Raw genomic sequence first — 14,293 nt, forward strand, 5'->3', positions numbered from 1 at the left:
GCATGTCACAGCTTGCCCAAGCCAGTTGCGAAGCCCTCAGCGAGGGCGGCGCCCTGGCCAGCCGTCTCGATGCTTTCGTTCCCCGCGAGGCGCAGCAGCGCCTGACGCGTGCGATCGCCGATGCCTTCGATCAGCGCGACGTGCTGATCGCCGAGGCCGGCACCGGTACCGGCAAGACCTTCGCCTATCTGGTGCCGGCGTTGCTGTCCGGCCTGAAGACGATCGTCTCCACCGGTACCCGCGCGCTGCAGGACCAGCTCTATCACCGGGATCTGCCGCGCGTGCGCGACGCGCTCGGTGTCGGCCTGAAGTCCGCGTTGCTGAAGGGACGTGCCAACTACCTGTGCCGCTACCGGCTGGAGCAGGCCAAGGGCGAGCCGCGCTTCACCTCGCGCGAGCAGGTCGACCAGTTCCAGCGCGTCGTGGCCTGGGCCGGACGCACCCAGTTCGGCGACATGGCCGAAATGGCGACCCTGCCCGATGACTCGCCCCTGCTGCCGATGGTCACCTCCACGGTGGACAACTGCCTGGGATCGGACTGCCCGTTCTGGGAGGACTGCTTCGTCGTGCAGGCGCGCCAGCGCGCGCAGGCGGCCGACCTGGTGGTGGTCAACCACCACCTGTTGCTGGCCGACCTGGCACTGAAGCAGGAGGGTTTCGGCGAGATCCTCCCGGGCGCGCAGGCTTTCGTGATCGACGAGGCGCACCAGTTGCCCGAACTCGCGGCGAACTTCTTCGGTGAAGGCTTCGGCATGCGACCGCTGCAGGAGCTCGCGCGCGACTGCCTGGGCGAATGCAAGGACGTGCCCGGCGCGCTCGCGGCGATGCAGGCGCCGGTCCAGCGGCTGGAACAGGCCCTGCGCGACCTGCGGCTGGCGATGGAAGGCCTGCCGGTGCGCGGCACCCGCGAGCGCGCGCTGGGCAAGGTCGAGGTAGGCGAGGGATTCGACAACGTAGTCGAAGCGCTGGCGGATCTGTTCCAGTGCGTGGTCGGCATGGCCGAGGCCTCGATCGGCCTGGATGCCTGCGCCGCGCGCGCGCGCGAACTGTCCACGCGGCTGTCACGCTGGCTGGGTGAAGGCGAGGGCGAGGCGATCCCCGGCTTCGAGGACGATGACGACGGAGCACACGACGACGCCGGCGATGTGTTCTGGTACGAGCTCACCCAGCGCGGCTTCCGTTGCCAGCGCACGCCGCTGGACGTATCGGCGCCCCTGCGACAGCACCGCGAGCAGTCGCGCGCCGCCTGGGTGTTCACTTCGGCGACGCTGGCGGTGGGCGGGCGCTTTGAACACTATGCCGAGCGCCTGGGCCTGGAGGATCCCCCCACGCTGCTGCAGCCCAGTCCGTTCGACTGGCCGCGACAGGCGTTGTGCTATCTGCCCGGCAACCTGCCGGACCCAGGCTCGCGCGATTTCGGCCGAGCCGTCATCGATGCGGTGAAGCCGGTGCTGCAGGCGTCGCAGGGACGCGCGTTCCTGCTGTTCGCCTCGCATCGTGCGCTGCGCGAGGCCGCGGAGCTGCTGAGTGGCGGACCGTGGCCGCTGTTCGTGCAGGGCGAAGCACCGCGCGCGCTGCTGCTGCAGAAATTCCGCGAATCGGGCAACGGCGTGTTGCTGGGAGCGGCCAGTTTCCGCGAAGGCGTGGACGTGGCCGGCGATGCCCTGTCGGTGGTGGTGGTGGACAAGCTTCCATTCGCCGCCCCGGACGACCCGGTGTTCGAAGCCCGGCTGGACGCGATCCGCCGGCATGGCGGCAACCCGTTCCGCGACGAGCAGCTGCCGCAGGCGGTGATCGCGCTCAAGCAGGGCGTGGGCCGGTTGATCCGCAGCGAGACCGATCGCGGCGTGCTGGTGCTGTGCGACCCGCGCCTGCTGGGCAAGTCCTACGGCCGGGTGTTCCTGGATTCGCTGCCGCCGTTCGCGCGGACCCGACGGGTGGAAGACGTACAGGCGTTCTTTGCGCCAGAATCGGTCGGCCAGAGGGAGATGGACCTGTCATGAAGCTGCTTGCGTTCGAGACCGCCACCGAAGCCTGTTCGGTCGCGCTGTACCTGGATGGCGAGGTGCGCGAGCGCTTCGAGATCGCGCCACGCCGCCACGCGGAGCTGGCGCTGCCGTGGGCGGAGGCGCTGCTGGCCGATGCCGGTGTGGCGCGCTCGGATCTGGACGCCATCGCCATCAGCCGCGGCCCCGGCGCATTCACCGGCGTGCGCCTGGCGATCGCGCTGGCGCAGGGCATCGCGATGGCGCTGGACAGGCCGATCGTGCCGATCTCCACCCTCAAGGTGGTGGCGGCGTCGCTGGTGTTGCCCTACGCAACCGAGCCGCCCGGTTCGAAACAGCGGATCCTGGCGGCGATTGATGCGCGCATGGGTGAAGTCTATGCGGGCGCGTTCATGCGTGACGGCGCGGATCTGATCGCGTTGTCGGAAGAAACCGTCTGCGTGCCCGATGCGGTCACGCTGCCGGACGAGGACGGTCGCTGGCATGGCGCCGGTACCGGTTTCGCCGCGCTCGATGGTGCGCTGCAGGCACGCCTGCAACCGCACCTGGCCAGCCTGGACGCGCAGGTCCTGCCGCATGCCTCGGATCTCGCGCAGCTGGCATCGCTGGCCTACGCGCGCGGGGAAACCGTCGTGCCGGAGCGCGTGGAGCCCGCCTACCTGCGCGACAATGTCGCGTTGACGCTGGCCGAGCAGGAAGCCCTGCGGGCATCCAGGTAGAAACAACGGTCCGCACTCGGCGCGCCCGCACGAGAATGCGGGCACGCGGGTGGAATCACGCCTGCCGCTTGCGCGCGTGCACCTCGACGACATCCAGCAGCAGCGGACGCTGCCGCTTCGGCACTTCGCGGAACAACTGCAGCAGCCAGCGCTCGTCGCCGTCACGGACGACGTCGCCCGCCGGCCGATCATCGCCGGAGGCACTTTCCGCAGCGGTCATCGCCCCCTGGCCGGTAGCCAGCCATTCGAAATTGACGCCGGTCAGGCGCGCCAGTTCCAGCATGTGGGCCACCGTCGGCGCGATGTCGCCGTGCGATTCCCAGTTCGCCACCGCGCCACGGGTGACCCCGATGCGTTCGGACATTTCCTGCTGGGAAAAACCGGCGTGATGACGTGCCTGGCGAATGCGCGAAGTGAGTTTCATATCGTTTTCTCAAGAGTGGAGGAACGATAGCGAGGCTAGTCCTTGTTTGCGCAATGATGCAATTAACATTGACGTTCAAGCTGAAACAACTGTTTGCCATTCATCCATTCTGATTGCCTGTTGATGGCGATATGAAGTCGATTTTTCTCGGGGGAAAATGCCAAGAATATGTATTTATAAGATTTCCGTGATGGCGGATTTGGAGTTTCAAGAGCGGCGCTTGTCGACTGTTGATTCGTGGGTCAAATTTCAATGTTAATTGACGTTTCGATGAACGACACGGAAAAGAGGGTCCTTGGTCGGCGCGAATGATGGTTCGCGGTCTTGGTCAAAGCCCGGGCGCAGGGTTTGCGCCACTCGAAAGGAACATGGAAATGCGTGAATTGACAACGAAAGAAGTCGAAGAAGTCGGGGGTGGTTTCTTCCCCGCCTTGATCGCGATTGGCATTGCGCTGGCGACCGGCGGGTGCGCTACCACCGGCGGGCTGCGAAAGGGGGAGACGCCCTCGGATACCAAGGTCGTTCCTGAGTAAGCAGGTCTTCTGTCCGCGTTCCATCCTTGCCATGTCTTTCGCATGGCGGGATGGTCTTGCATGGGGGCGGAAATGAATTTCTATCGAATGTTTTACGTCGTCGCGGGATTTACCACCATCTTGGTCGGGGCATGCATGTTCGACGGGCCCCAAAATGCAAAGATCGCCCTGATGGCGTGCGGCTTCCTGGGACTGGCGGCCTGCGCGCTCCTGACCCTCGGGTTCTGTCGAAAGTGGAAAGATGGCCGTGTCAGCCCGTTGCTGGTCGCAGGAATCGCATTCATCGTTGGGGGAGCGGTCTTCGACGTTTGCGCGACCCTAGTTCATTCCCCGGATCTGGAGCATGAAGCCAACCCGTTGGCGCGCACGCTTCTGGATGCGGGAATCAGCGTGGATGTGGTTCTGCTGCTTGGGGGGAGCGCCCAGGTCTTTCTCGTGTTCACATCAGTCATGATCTGGATGAATCTGATAATCAGGCTGAGGTGGTATGAAGACAGGGTGCGCGAGCCTGGGCCTTCGGGATTGCTGGGGCGGTTGTTCGGCGTCCCCGGGCGCGGGTTCCGCTTCCTGATGGGAAGGCGGAATGATCCGGAAATCGCGATATGCGGTTTGGGCTTCTTGATGGTTCCGATTTTTGCCTATCGTTGGTATCTGGGGCTTGAGTGGTTTGAAGTCGTCCCGGTGTCGCGAATCTTCGTTCCTGTTGCGATGCTTGTCGCGACCCTGGCATTCCAGTGGTTCTGGGCGCTTCGGCTTTCGAAAAAGCCAGCCTGAGGGCGCGCCCGTAACCAGGCCTATCGTGGATTTACCGCGAATCATCCCTGGTGAATCAGATTCGCGGCGGTGATTTCAGGTACCGCCAGCGTCCGACGTGGTGTATGCGGCATGTGGATCACTCATCCCGCACTTCACCACCCGGCAGGAAATTCCAGGTGCGGGTGACGTGCAGGATGTCGATGTGCTCGTCGGTTTCCGGGAGCGGCGGAAACGGTTCGGCCATGCGCACGATGCGCAGGGCGGTGGAGTCGAGCAGGGGGATGCCGCTGGACTGGATGATGCGGGTCTGTTCGACCGAACCATCGCGGCGCACGGCGACGCTGATGACCAGTTGCCCGGCCAGGCGCTTGCGGCGCGCTTCGTCCGGATAGTTCAGGTTGCCCACGCGCTCGGCGCGATCGACCCAGGCGCGCAGGTAGTTGGCGTAGGCGTATTCGCGGGTGCTGGCGGAAACGAACTTGCGTTTGGGTCGCTTGGCGTACAACTCGGAACGCAGGTGGATCTCGGCGGCCAGCCGCGCCATCTCGGCATCGTGTTCAATCTTGCGGTCGCCCCGGGGCAGATCGGGACGTTCGAGGGGGGGCGTGGATTCGGCGGGCGGCACCTGCTGTTGGCTGTCACGGGTGGCGATGACGCGCGCTTCCGGTGGCGGTGCGGCGGTAGGCGACTGCGCGCGCAGCGGCTGCGGCGCGAGGCCGGTTTCCTGCTGGGGAACCCAGCCGGCCTGGCTGTCGCGTGGCCGGCGCGCCTTGTCGTGATCACCGCCCCCCTGCTGGTTGGCGGCGGCCAGGAAGTCGGCTTCCTTCGGGGTCAGCGGGGTCTGGGTCTGGCTGAGCACCACGTCCAGGGTCGGCACCACCGGCGCGGCCTCGTCCAGGGTGAAGCCCACGCCCAGCACCAGCATCCCGTGCAGGATCAGCGACAGCGCCAGAGTGGCGCCGAGGCGCTCGTTCTCGCCGACGCGGGGCGGGGCAACGGCGACCGCGTTCATTTCAGCCCGCCAGCTTGCGCTCGATGACGTCGAACAGCTGGCCGGCGATGTTCAGGCCGAACTGGGCATCCAGCTCGCGCACGCAGGTCGGACTGGTGACGTTGACTTCGGTCAGGTAGTCGCCGATCACGTCCAGGCCGACGAACAGCATGCCGCGGCGCTTCATCTCCGGCCCGACCTGACTGGCGATCCAGCGGTCGCGGTCGCTGAGCGGGCGGCCCTCGCCGCGGCCGCCGACGGCCAGATTGCCGCGGAACTCGTCGCCCTGCGGAATCCGGGCCAGCGCGTAGTCCACCGGTTCACCGTCGACCAGCAGGACCCGCTTGTCGCCGTCCTTGATGCCGGGGATGAAGCGCTGGGCCAGGGCCAGGTGGCCGGGACCGACCAGGGTTTCCAGGATGACGTTGGTATTGGGATCGCCGGCGCGAACCCGGAAAATCGAGCGTCCGCCCATGCCGTCGAGCGGCTTGAGCACGGCTTCGCCATGCTCGTGGACGAAGGCCTTGAGCGCGACCGCGTCGCGGCTGACCAGGGTCGGCGGGCAGCATTGCGGGAACAGCAGGGCGGCCAGCTTCTCGTTGAAGTCGCGCAGGCCCTGCGGGTCATTGACCAGCAGGGCGCCGGCGGCCTGGGCCACCGAGAGGATGTGGGTGTCGTACAGGTACTCCGAATCCACCGGCGGATCCTTGCGCATCAGCACGACCTGGCCGGGGCCGAAGCGCTGGTCGACCGGTTCGCCCAGGGTGAACCAGCCGGCCTTGTCATCCTTGACCGCCAGCGGCGCGGTGCGCGCCCAGGCCTCGCCGCCGCGCAGGGACAGGCCGCCCGGCACCACGTAGTGGAGCCGATGGCCGCGGCGCTGGGCCTCCAGCAGCATGGCAAAGGTGGTGTCCTTGGCGATCTTGATGGACCCGATGGGGTCCATGACGACGATGACATCGAACGGCATGGCGGGGGAGCGGCGAACCGGTGCGGGAGGTGCCGCGATGGTAGCAGGCCCGCCCGCCGGGGCCGCCGGGAACGGCGACGGTCCAAATGAGACCGGGTTCGCATCGCCGTGTTCAGCCAGGGCCTTTCCGGAGCCTCAACTTGACAGTCCGCGCCCGGGCTGGAATATAGGGGACATCGCAGCGACGCCGGTTGGTCAATGAAGCGTCGCGCGCACGGGGATTCAAGTAATGACGCAGAACGCTGACCGGGCCGGGGAACTCAATGGCCTCCGGGTCATGGTTATCGATGACTCGAAAACCATCCGCCGCACCGCGGAGACCCTATTGAAACGTGAAGGTTGCGAGGTTGTGACCGCGACGGACGGCTTCGAGGCGCTTGCCAAGATTGCCGACCAGCAGCCGCAGATCATCTTCGTCGACATCATGATGCCGCGGCTGGACGGCTATCAGACCTGTGCGCTGATCAAGAACAACCAGGTGTTCAAGAGCACGCCGGTGATCATGCTGTCCTCCAAGGATGGCCTGTTCGACAAGGCGCGGGGCCGGATCGTCGGATCCGAGCAGTATCTGACCAAGCCGTTCACGCGCGAGGAACTCCTCGGCGCGATCCGCGCGCACGTCAGTACCTGAACTTCGTGACGCCGACCGCCACACCGCGCACTGGGAGCGGCCCATGAGTCGTACACCGTTCGACATTCTTGCCGAGTATGAGCGCCGCAGCCTGGCGCACGCGGTCGTATTGCCCGCCGTCGAGCAGTCGCCGGATCAGTGGCGCGGCGTCGGTTACCGGGTCGGCCAGCGCCGCCTGGTCTCCAATTTCGCGGAAGTGGTGGAAATCGTGCCGCTGCCGCCGATGACGCAGGTGCCCGGGGCGCAGCCCTGGCTGCTGGGCATCGGCAACCTGCGCGGCAACCTGTTCCCGGTGGTCGACCTCAAGCAGTTCCTGGAGGGCGAGCGCACGGTGTTGCACGAGGGACAGCGGGTGCTGGTGATGCGCCAGCCCGGCGGGGACGTCGCCCTGACCATCGACGAGTTGTACGGGCAGCGCAGTTTCAACGAAGCCCAGCGGACCGAGCCGGGGAGCCTGGCCGAAGGGCGTTACGCATATTTCGTCGACCGTGCCTATCACGGCGACGAGCACGATTGGGGGGTGTTCGCGCTGTCGTTGCTGGCGCGGACGCCGGAGTTCCGACAAGCCGCGCTCTGACGCGGACGACAACTAGAAACAGCCAGGGGTTTGGAAGATGAGCACTGCGGCGGATTCCCCCAACACCAGCAAGCTGGGCGGCCTGGGCAGCACGTCCTGGCTGGTCCTGCTGGTGATTGCGGTATTGCTGTTCGGCGCCAATACGGGCGTCGCCACCTGGCAGGGCAGTCGCCTGTCCGGCGCCAGCACCGGCGCATCGGACATGCGCGTGCTGTCGCAGCAGCTGGCCAACTACGGTCGCGAGGCCGTGGCCGGCAACGCGGAGGCGTTCAAGTCGTTCCGTTCGACCAAGGAACGCATCGACAGCACGGTCAGTGAGCTGGAAGGCCGGTTCGGCAAGGAAGGCGCCATCGTCGGCCCGTTGACCCAGTTGAAGACGACCTGGGCGCCGCTGGACAAGAGCGCCGACCAGATCATCGCCAGTGAAGCCGCCGTGCTCGCGCTGTCGGGCAACGCCGACCGCTTCGCCGGCCAGATTCCGCAGTTGCAGGCGCAGTTGAACGAAGTGGTGCGCGCGATGTCCGCCAGTGGCGCGCCGTCCTCGCAGATCTACAGCGCCCTGCAGCAGGTCGTGCTGGCCGGCACCATGGCCCGTCGCGTCACCGAAATCCGCGCCGGTGGCGCGGGCGCGGCAATGGCCGGCGACGCGCTCGGCCGCGACGCGGTGCTGTTCGGCCAGGTGCTCGACGGCCTGCGCAACGGCAATCCCGACCTGGGCATCGCCGCGGTCCGCGGCCCCGGCGCGCTGGCCGCGCTGGACCAGTCGCAGGCGCTGTGGAACAACATGAAGAAGGACCTGGACGCCATTCTCGGCAGTTCCAAGAACCTGTTCGGCGCGCAGTCCTCGGCCGCCGCGCTGACCAATGGCGCCGGCAAGATGCTGCAGGACAGTACCCGCCTGTTCGAGGCGTTCACCGCGTTCGGCTCGGTGCGCGACACCCGCCTGTTCCCGAACTTCTGGATCTCGGTCGGCGCCGGCGCGCTGCTGCTGGTCTCGATCGCCGGCTTCCTGTTCAGCCTGTACCGCAACCGCCAGCGCGAGCAGGAAACGCGCTACCAGACCCAGGTGGAATTCAACAGCCGCAACCAGCAGGCGATCATGCGGCTGCTGGATGAAATCAGTTCGCTGGGTGAAGGCGATCTGACGGTGAAGGCTTCGGTGACCGAAGACATGACCGGCGCGATCGCGGACGCCATCAACTACGCCGTGGACGAGCTGCGCAACCTGGTGACCACCATCAACGACACCTCGGTGCAGGTGGCGGCCTCGACCCAGGAAACCCAGGCCACCGCGTTGCAGCTGGCCGAGGCGGCCGGCCACCAGGCCGACCAGATCACCACCGCGTCCGAGCGCATCAACGAAATCGCGGTCAGCATCGATCAGGTGTCGCGCAACTCCACCGAATCGGCGGACGTGGCGCAGCGCTCGGTGCAGATCGCGACCGAGGGTGCCGGCGTGGTGCGCGAGACCATCCGCGGCATGGACCAGATCCGCGACCAGATCCAGGAAACCTCCAAGCGCATCAAGCGGCTGGGCGAGTCCTCGCAGGAAATCGGCTCGGTGGTGGAACTGATCAACGACATTTCCGAACAGACCAACATCCTGGCCTTGAACGCGGCGGTGCAGGCCGCCTCGGCGGGCGAGGCCGGCCGTGGTTTCGCGGTGGTGGCCGACGAAGTGCAGCGCCTGGCCGAACGCACCTCCAACGCGACCCGCCGCATCGAGTCGCTGGTGCAGGCGATTCAGGCCGACACCAACGAGGCGGTCAGTTCGATGGAGCAGACCACCGCCGAAGTGGTCTCCGGTGCTCGCCTGGCCGAGGACGCCGGCACGGCGCTGGGCGAAATCGAACGCGTGTCCAGCGATCTGAACGACCTCATCAAGAACATCTCCGGCGCGGCCCAGCAGCAGTCCGCCGCCGCGACGGACATCACCGAAACGATGGGCGTGATCCGGCAGATCACATCGCAGACCTCGCTGGGCGCCAAGCAGACCGCCGATTCGATCGGCCACCTGGCGCAACTGGCGGCGGACCTGCGCCGCTCGGTCGCCGACTTCAAACTGCCGGGCTGAGGACGGAACGCACGGATGAAAGCCCGAATTTCCACCGCATGGCACCTGTTCCCGACGGGTTGCCGCTCGCTTGCTGACGGAGCGTGCCGATGAGCGCGTTGCGCGAGGCCATGAGCCATGCCGTCCTGGGATGGGTCAAGCCCGAACTGGACGAAACCCTGCGCCTGGCGCGCGGCGAGATCGAGGCGTTCGTCGAGACGCCGGCCGATACCGGCCGCATGCGTTTCTGCGCCGGTTACCTGCACCAGGTGCAGGGCACCCTGCGGATGGTGGAGCTGTATGCCCCGGCGATGGTGGCCGAGGAACTGGAACAACTGGCGCAGGCGTTGCAGGAAGGCAGCGTCGCCGACCGCGACGAGGCGTGCGCCACCCTGATGCGCGGCGCGGTGCTGCTGCCGGACTATCTGGAGCGCTTGCAGGACGGCCATCGCGACATCCCGATCGTGCTGCTGCCGCTGCTCAACGAGATCCGCAATGCACGCGGCGCCTCGGGCCTGAACGAAAGCATGCTGTTCCCGCCGGGAACACAGGCGGCCGCGGCGCCGCAACCCAGCGCCGAGGAGATCGATCACGCGCGCAGCAGCATCAGCGGCCGCAACCGCGAACTGCTCGACACGGTCGGCAATGCGGTCAAGGAGGAACTGCTGCGGGTCAAGGACGCGCTGGATCTGCACCTGCGCACGCGCGGCGACGCCGCTTCGCTGCAACAGCAGGTGTCGGAGCTGGGCAACGTCGCCGACACCCTCGGCATGATGGGCCTGGGCGTGGCGCGCGACGTGGTGCAGCAGCAGCGCGACGCACTGCGCGACGTGGCCGAGGGTCGCCGCGAAGCGGACGAGGGCACCCTGCTGGACATCGCCGGCGCGCTGCTCTACGTGGATGCGTCGCTGGACGACCAGGTCGCGCGCCTGGGCGGGCCGACGGACGAAGGCCAGCAGGATCCCAGCGCGGTCGAATCGCAGCGCACGGTCGAGGTGCTGGCCCAGGAAGCGATCATCAACTTCGCCTCCGCACGCGAGAAGTTCGTTGCCTTCATCGAAACCAATTGGGATCACGCCGAGCTGGCCGAAGTGCCGCGCCTGCTGGACGAGGTCGCGGGCGCGATGCGCATGCTGGAGCTGGATCAGGCGGGCGACTACCTGCTGGGTGTGCGCCGCTATGTCAGCAACGAACTGATCGGCAAGCGCCGTGTGCCGGGCGGACAGCAGCTGGACACGCTGGCCGACGCGCTGGCGAGCCTGGAGTATTACCTGGAGGCGCTGCGCGAGCGGCGCCCCAACCGTGACGACATCCTGGAAATCACCCGCAGCAGCCTGGAAAACCTGCGCTACTGGCCCCTGCCGGACGAAGCGCCGGTCGCCGCATCCGTCGAAATGCCGATGGATGCATCCCCGACGGTCGCATCGGTCGACGAGGTCGCGGCGCCCATGGTTGCCGCTGCGGCTGGAGACGCCACGGCCGAGGCCCATCCCTTCGATCCGGTGGGTTTCGAATTCACCGAGGAAGCGCCGCTGCCGGCAAGCAGCGTGCCGGTCAACTGGGAACCGGTCGAACGCGAAGCCGAATCCGCTGCCGATGGCGAAGACGCCGGGCTGGCCGCGGTGATGGCCGACATCGATGCCGCGGCGAGCGCGCTGGCTCCGACGGCCGACGCGCACGCATCGCATCCGGTCGCCCACATGCCGTCCGCGCCGTCCGCACCCTTGCCGGCTGCGGCGGTGACGCCGATGGCGGGTGGCTTCGAAGGCGATGCGGGCGATATCGACGACGAGATCCGGGAAGTGTTCCTGGAGGAATTCGACGAGGAAATCGTCAACCTGCGCCAGCTGCTGCCGGCCTGGCGGATGGTGCCGGAAGATCTGGAGCGCCTGCGCCCGATCCGCCGGGTGTTCCATACCCTGAAGGGCAGCGGCCGGCTGGTCGGCGCCAAGGTGCTGGGCGAATTCAGCTGGAAAGTCGAAAACATGCTGAACCGCGTGCTCGATCGCACGCGCGCGCCAAGCATGGCGGTGGCCTTGCTGCTGGAGCAGGCCTGCGAAACGCTGCCGCAGTTGAACGCGGCGCTCCGCGGGCAAGCGCCGGTCACCGCGGATCTGGAAGGCATCAAGGCCGTGGCCGATCAGGTCGCGGCCGGCGAGGAAGTGTTCTATTCGAAGGATGGCCGCAGGGCAGCTTCCGAAGAGGCGGCGCAGGACGACGGTTTCGACGAGTCCGCCGGATCGCTGGATCCGATGGGCGACGCGGCCACGCCGCAACCGGAACCGGAACCGGAACCGGAAATCCTGGACGGCACGCCCGCATCGGTGGATTCGGTCCTGCGCGAGATCCTGGAGGCCGAGGTCGGCACCCATCTGGAAACCGTGAATGGCTGGCTGTCCGCGGCCCGGATCGCGCCGCGGCCGGCGACCGATCCGCTGCTGCGCGCGATGCACACGATGAACGGTGCGTTCGCGATGGCGGACGTGCCCGAGATCATCGAGGTCACCGCGCCGGCCGAGCAGTACATCAAGCGCCTGCTGGCCGCTGGCGACACCCCGGTGCCGGAGGGCGTGCAGGCACTGGCCGACGCCGCTGCCGCGATCACGCGCAGCATCACGGCGCTCAAGGCGCCATCGCCGCGCATCCCGGTGTTCGCGGAACTGTCGGCGCGGCTGGCCACGCTCCGCGACAGCCTCCCGGAGGTGCGTGCAGGTGCGCAGACGGTGAACGACAGCGCGCAGGGCACGTATGTCGAGACCTTGTCCGCGATCGCGCCTCCCGCGCCGCTGGAGGACGTGCAACTCGCGCCGCATGATCTGTCCCGGTTCATCGAGCCGGCCCAGGCCGAAGCGCTCGGCGCCACCGGCTGGACCGACTCTTCGCAGGTGGTGCTGGACACGGTGCCAGCCGAAGAAGCATCCGCAGAAGCGTCCGCGCCGGACGTCGTGCTGGAGACGCCCACGGTGGCGGAACCGGTGGCCGCGGTCGCCGTGGATGGAACAACCGGCTCCAAAGGCGCGGACGGCGTGCCGGCCACTGCGGGAAGCATCGATTTCTACGATGCGCATGACGTGCGCACGTCGTACGCCTACACGCCCTGGGCCGATGCCGCCACCGTGGCCGCCGGCACGGGTTCCGGTGCGGCAACGCCCGCGCAGGCCGGGACGGACGGCTTCATCCCGGAATCGGTCGAGGACCTGTCCGTTACCGCGTCCGACGATGCGCTGGTGATCGAGGAAGCCGGCTTCGAAGTGACGGGCGAAATGGGCGACGGCGATATCGGCCTTGAGTCCGATGGGATCGCGCAGGCCGGCAGCGAAAGCGCGACGGCTGATGTACCGGCCGACGATGCCCTGGTATGGGAAAGCATCGCGCTGGAAAGCGGCGCTGCCACAGCGGCCACCGCCGCATCCGACCTTGCCGAAGACCCGGGCGAGACGCCGACGGAGGCAGTTGGCGTCGAGCAAGCGATCCCGGCCACGCAGGAACCGGAAGCTGTTTTCATCGTGGACGAAATCGCGGCACCGGAGGCACAGGCGGACGATGCCGCCACTTCCGGAATCGAAGCGGGTTCCGATGTGGAGGCCGTTGCCGCCGACGCAGGCGAGGCTGGCGACGCGCTGATGCCGCAGGACGGGGAACCGGCCGTCGAGACCGAGGCCGGCCTTGGCGAAGCCATTGCCGATGAAGCCGTGACCGTTGTGGAATCCGAAGCCGGAACGCAAGTCGAAGAGCAAGCCGAAGAACACGCCGAAATTCCCGTCGAAGTCTCCATCGAAACAGATGCGGAAGCCGTGGTGGATGCCGAGGTCGATGAAGTCCCCATGGCCGGCGACGCGCCGGCGATGGTGGACGCATCGGCAGAGGAGACCGCGATACCGGCATCCGACGAGGCCTTGCCCATGGAAGAGCAGCCCGAAGACGCCCTCGATCTGGCCGGCCTGGATCTGGATCTGGTCGAGATCTTCATCGAGGAAGGCAACGACCTGCTGGATCACTCCGACGACCTGCTGGCGCGCTTGCGCGAAACGCCGGAGGACCGCAGCCTGGTGACCGGCCTGCAGCGCGATCTGCACACGCTCAAGGGTGGCGCGCGGATGGCGGGCATCCACGCGGTCGGCGATCTCGGCCACGCGATCGAGTCGATGCTGGAATCGATCGTCGCCCAGCGCACCGAGCTGGATCGGCGCGGCGTGCAGTTGCTCGAGCGCGGCTTCGATGCCCTGCATGAGCAGCTCAAGCGGGTATCCGCGCGCCGTACCGTGCGGATTCCCGACGGACTGATCGCCGAGTTCACCGCGCACGCGCGCGGGCTCGAGGCGCCCGTGGCGCAGGAACGCCGGGCCGAACCGCCGCGCGCGCCGGTCACCCTCACGCCGTTGTCGGCGCCGGTGGAAACCGAGTTCGCGCAGGACGAGGAGTTCTTCCCGCACAGCCAGCAGGAGCAGGTGCGCGTACGCGCGGACCTGCTGGACCGCCTGGTCAACCACGCCGGCGAAGTGGCGATCTACCGCGCCCGCCTGGAACAGCAGCTGGGCGCGTTCCGTGGCGCCATGGCCGAGCTGGAGCGCACCAACATCCGCTTGCACGACCAGTTGCGTCGTCTCGATCTGGAGACCGAGGCGCAGATCGT

The 14,293-nt window shown here is 67.3% G+C and carries 10 protein-coding genes and 1 pseudogene; 8 read left to right on the plus strand and 3 right to left on the minus strand.

Going from position 1 to position 14,293, the window contains the following annotated elements:
* Positions 1-2 precede the first annotated feature (2 nt).
* On the plus strand, positions 3-2,003 hold the full coding sequence (gene yoaA, locus AC3DE2_RS19035; protein WP_488427418.1) for a DNA repair helicase YoaA: 2,001 nt from the start codon (positions 3-5) through the stop codon (positions 2,001-2,003).
* Positions 2,000-2,725 (plus strand): tRNA (adenosine(37)-N6)-threonylcarbamoyltransferase complex dimerization subunit type 1 TsaB, encoded by a 726-nt coding sequence (tsaB, locus tag AC3DE2_RS19040; RefSeq protein WP_488427419.1) that lies wholly within the window; start codon positions 2,000-2,002, stop codon positions 2,723-2,725. The genes yoaA and tsaB overlap by 4 nt, the downstream gene beginning before the upstream one ends.
* A 55-nt stretch (positions 2,726-2,780) precedes the next feature.
* Here tsaB and AC3DE2_RS19045 read toward each other — a convergent pair whose 3' ends face one another.
* Positions 2,781-3,149 carry a helix-turn-helix transcriptional regulator gene (locus AC3DE2_RS19045; protein ID WP_488427420.1) on the minus strand — a complete coding sequence of 123 codons (369 nt, stop codon included), beginning with the start codon at positions 3,147-3,149 and terminating at the stop codon, positions 2,781-2,783.
* A 368-nt stretch (positions 3,150-3,517) separates the two neighbouring features.
* Between AC3DE2_RS19045 and AC3DE2_RS19050 the strand changes: the two genes are divergently transcribed.
* Together AC3DE2_RS19050 and AC3DE2_RS19055 are read left to right on the plus strand one after the other, a co-directional pair.
* Positions 3,518-3,682, plus strand: a complete 165-nt coding sequence (locus AC3DE2_RS19050) for a class IIb bacteriocin, lactobin A/cerein 7B family (protein ID WP_488427421.1) — start codon at positions 3,518-3,520, stop codon at positions 3,680-3,682.
* Between the two features lie 72 nt (positions 3,683-3,754).
* A complete protein-coding gene (locus tag AC3DE2_RS19055; RefSeq protein WP_488427422.1) occupies positions 3,755-4,456 on the plus strand; it encodes a hypothetical protein in 702 nt (233 codons plus the stop codon).
* A 118-nt stretch (positions 4,457-4,574) separates the two neighbouring features.
* On the opposite strand, the gene AC3DE2_RS19060 is transcribed toward AC3DE2_RS19055, so the two are convergent.
* Both AC3DE2_RS19060 and gshB read right to left on the minus strand, forming a co-directional pair.
* Complete coding sequence (locus AC3DE2_RS19060) at positions 4,575-5,450, minus strand: energy transducer TonB (protein ID WP_488427423.1); 876 nt, start codon at positions 5,448-5,450, stop codon at positions 4,575-4,577.
* Position 5,451: 1 nt separating this feature from the next.
* Complete coding sequence (gene gshB, locus AC3DE2_RS19065) at positions 5,452-6,399, minus strand: glutathione synthase (protein ID WP_295375348.1); 948 nt, start codon at positions 6,397-6,399, stop codon at positions 5,452-5,454.
* Between the two features lie 229 nt (positions 6,400-6,628).
* Here gshB and pilG point away from each other — a divergent pair, with 229 nt between their 5' ends.
* The 4 genes and pseudogenes from pilG to AC3DE2_RS19085 form a co-directional block, all read left to right on the plus strand.
* Entirely contained in the window at positions 6,629-7,030 is a 402-nt protein-coding gene (gene pilG / locus AC3DE2_RS19070; RefSeq protein WP_141455768.1) for a twitching motility response regulator PilG, read from the plus strand.
* Positions 7,031-7,073: 43 nt separating this feature from the next.
* Complete coding sequence (locus tag AC3DE2_RS19075) at positions 7,074-7,607, plus strand: chemotaxis protein CheW (protein ID WP_295375344.1); 534 nt, start codon at positions 7,074-7,076, stop codon at positions 7,605-7,607.
* A 37-nt stretch (positions 7,608-7,644) separates the two neighbouring features.
* Entirely contained in the window at positions 7,645-9,681 is a 2,037-nt protein-coding gene (locus AC3DE2_RS19080; protein WP_295375342.1) for a methyl-accepting chemotaxis protein, read from the plus strand.
* A gap of 89 nt (positions 9,682-9,770) precedes the next feature.
* Positions 9,771-13,899: pseudogene (locus AC3DE2_RS19085) on the plus strand (Hpt domain-containing protein); the annotation flags it as partial.
* Positions 13,900-14,293 lie beyond the last annotated feature (394 nt).

Source organism: Pseudoxanthomonas sp. 68-E7 (assembly GCF_057773145.1).

What these genes read in the sequence shown, in the direction of transcription:
- yoaA (WP_488427418.1), top strand. Translation starts at nt 3, where the DNA reads ATGTCACAGCTTGCCCAAGCCAGTTGCGAAGCCCTCAGCGAGGGCGGC.
- tsaB (WP_488427419.1), top strand. Translation starts at nt 2,000, where the DNA reads ATGAAGCTGCTTGCGTTCGAGACCGCCACCGAAGCCTGTTCGGTCGCG.
- AC3DE2_RS19045 (WP_488427420.1), bottom strand. Translation starts at nt 3,149, where the DNA reads ATGAAACTCACTTCGCGCATTCGCCAGGCACGTCATCACGCCGGTTTT.
- AC3DE2_RS19050 (WP_488427421.1), top strand. Translation starts at nt 3,518, where the DNA reads ATGGAAATGCGTGAATTGACAACGAAAGAAGTCGAAGAAGTCGGGGGT.
- AC3DE2_RS19055 (WP_488427422.1), top strand. Translation starts at nt 3,755, where the DNA reads ATGAATTTCTATCGAATGTTTTACGTCGTCGCGGGATTTACCACCATC.
- AC3DE2_RS19060 (WP_488427423.1), bottom strand. Translation starts at nt 5,450, where the DNA reads ATGAACGCGGTCGCCGTTGCCCCGCCCCGCGTCGGCGAGAACGAGCGC.
- gshB (WP_295375348.1), bottom strand. Translation starts at nt 6,399, where the DNA reads ATGCCGTTCGATGTCATCGTCGTCATGGACCCCATCGGGTCCATCAAG.
- pilG (WP_141455768.1), top strand. Translation starts at nt 6,629, where the DNA reads ATGACGCAGAACGCTGACCGGGCCGGGGAACTCAATGGCCTCCGGGTC.
- AC3DE2_RS19075 (WP_295375344.1), top strand. Translation starts at nt 7,074, where the DNA reads ATGAGTCGTACACCGTTCGACATTCTTGCCGAGTATGAGCGCCGCAGC.
- AC3DE2_RS19080 (WP_295375342.1), top strand. Translation starts at nt 7,645, where the DNA reads ATGAGCACTGCGGCGGATTCCCCCAACACCAGCAAGCTGGGCGGCCTG.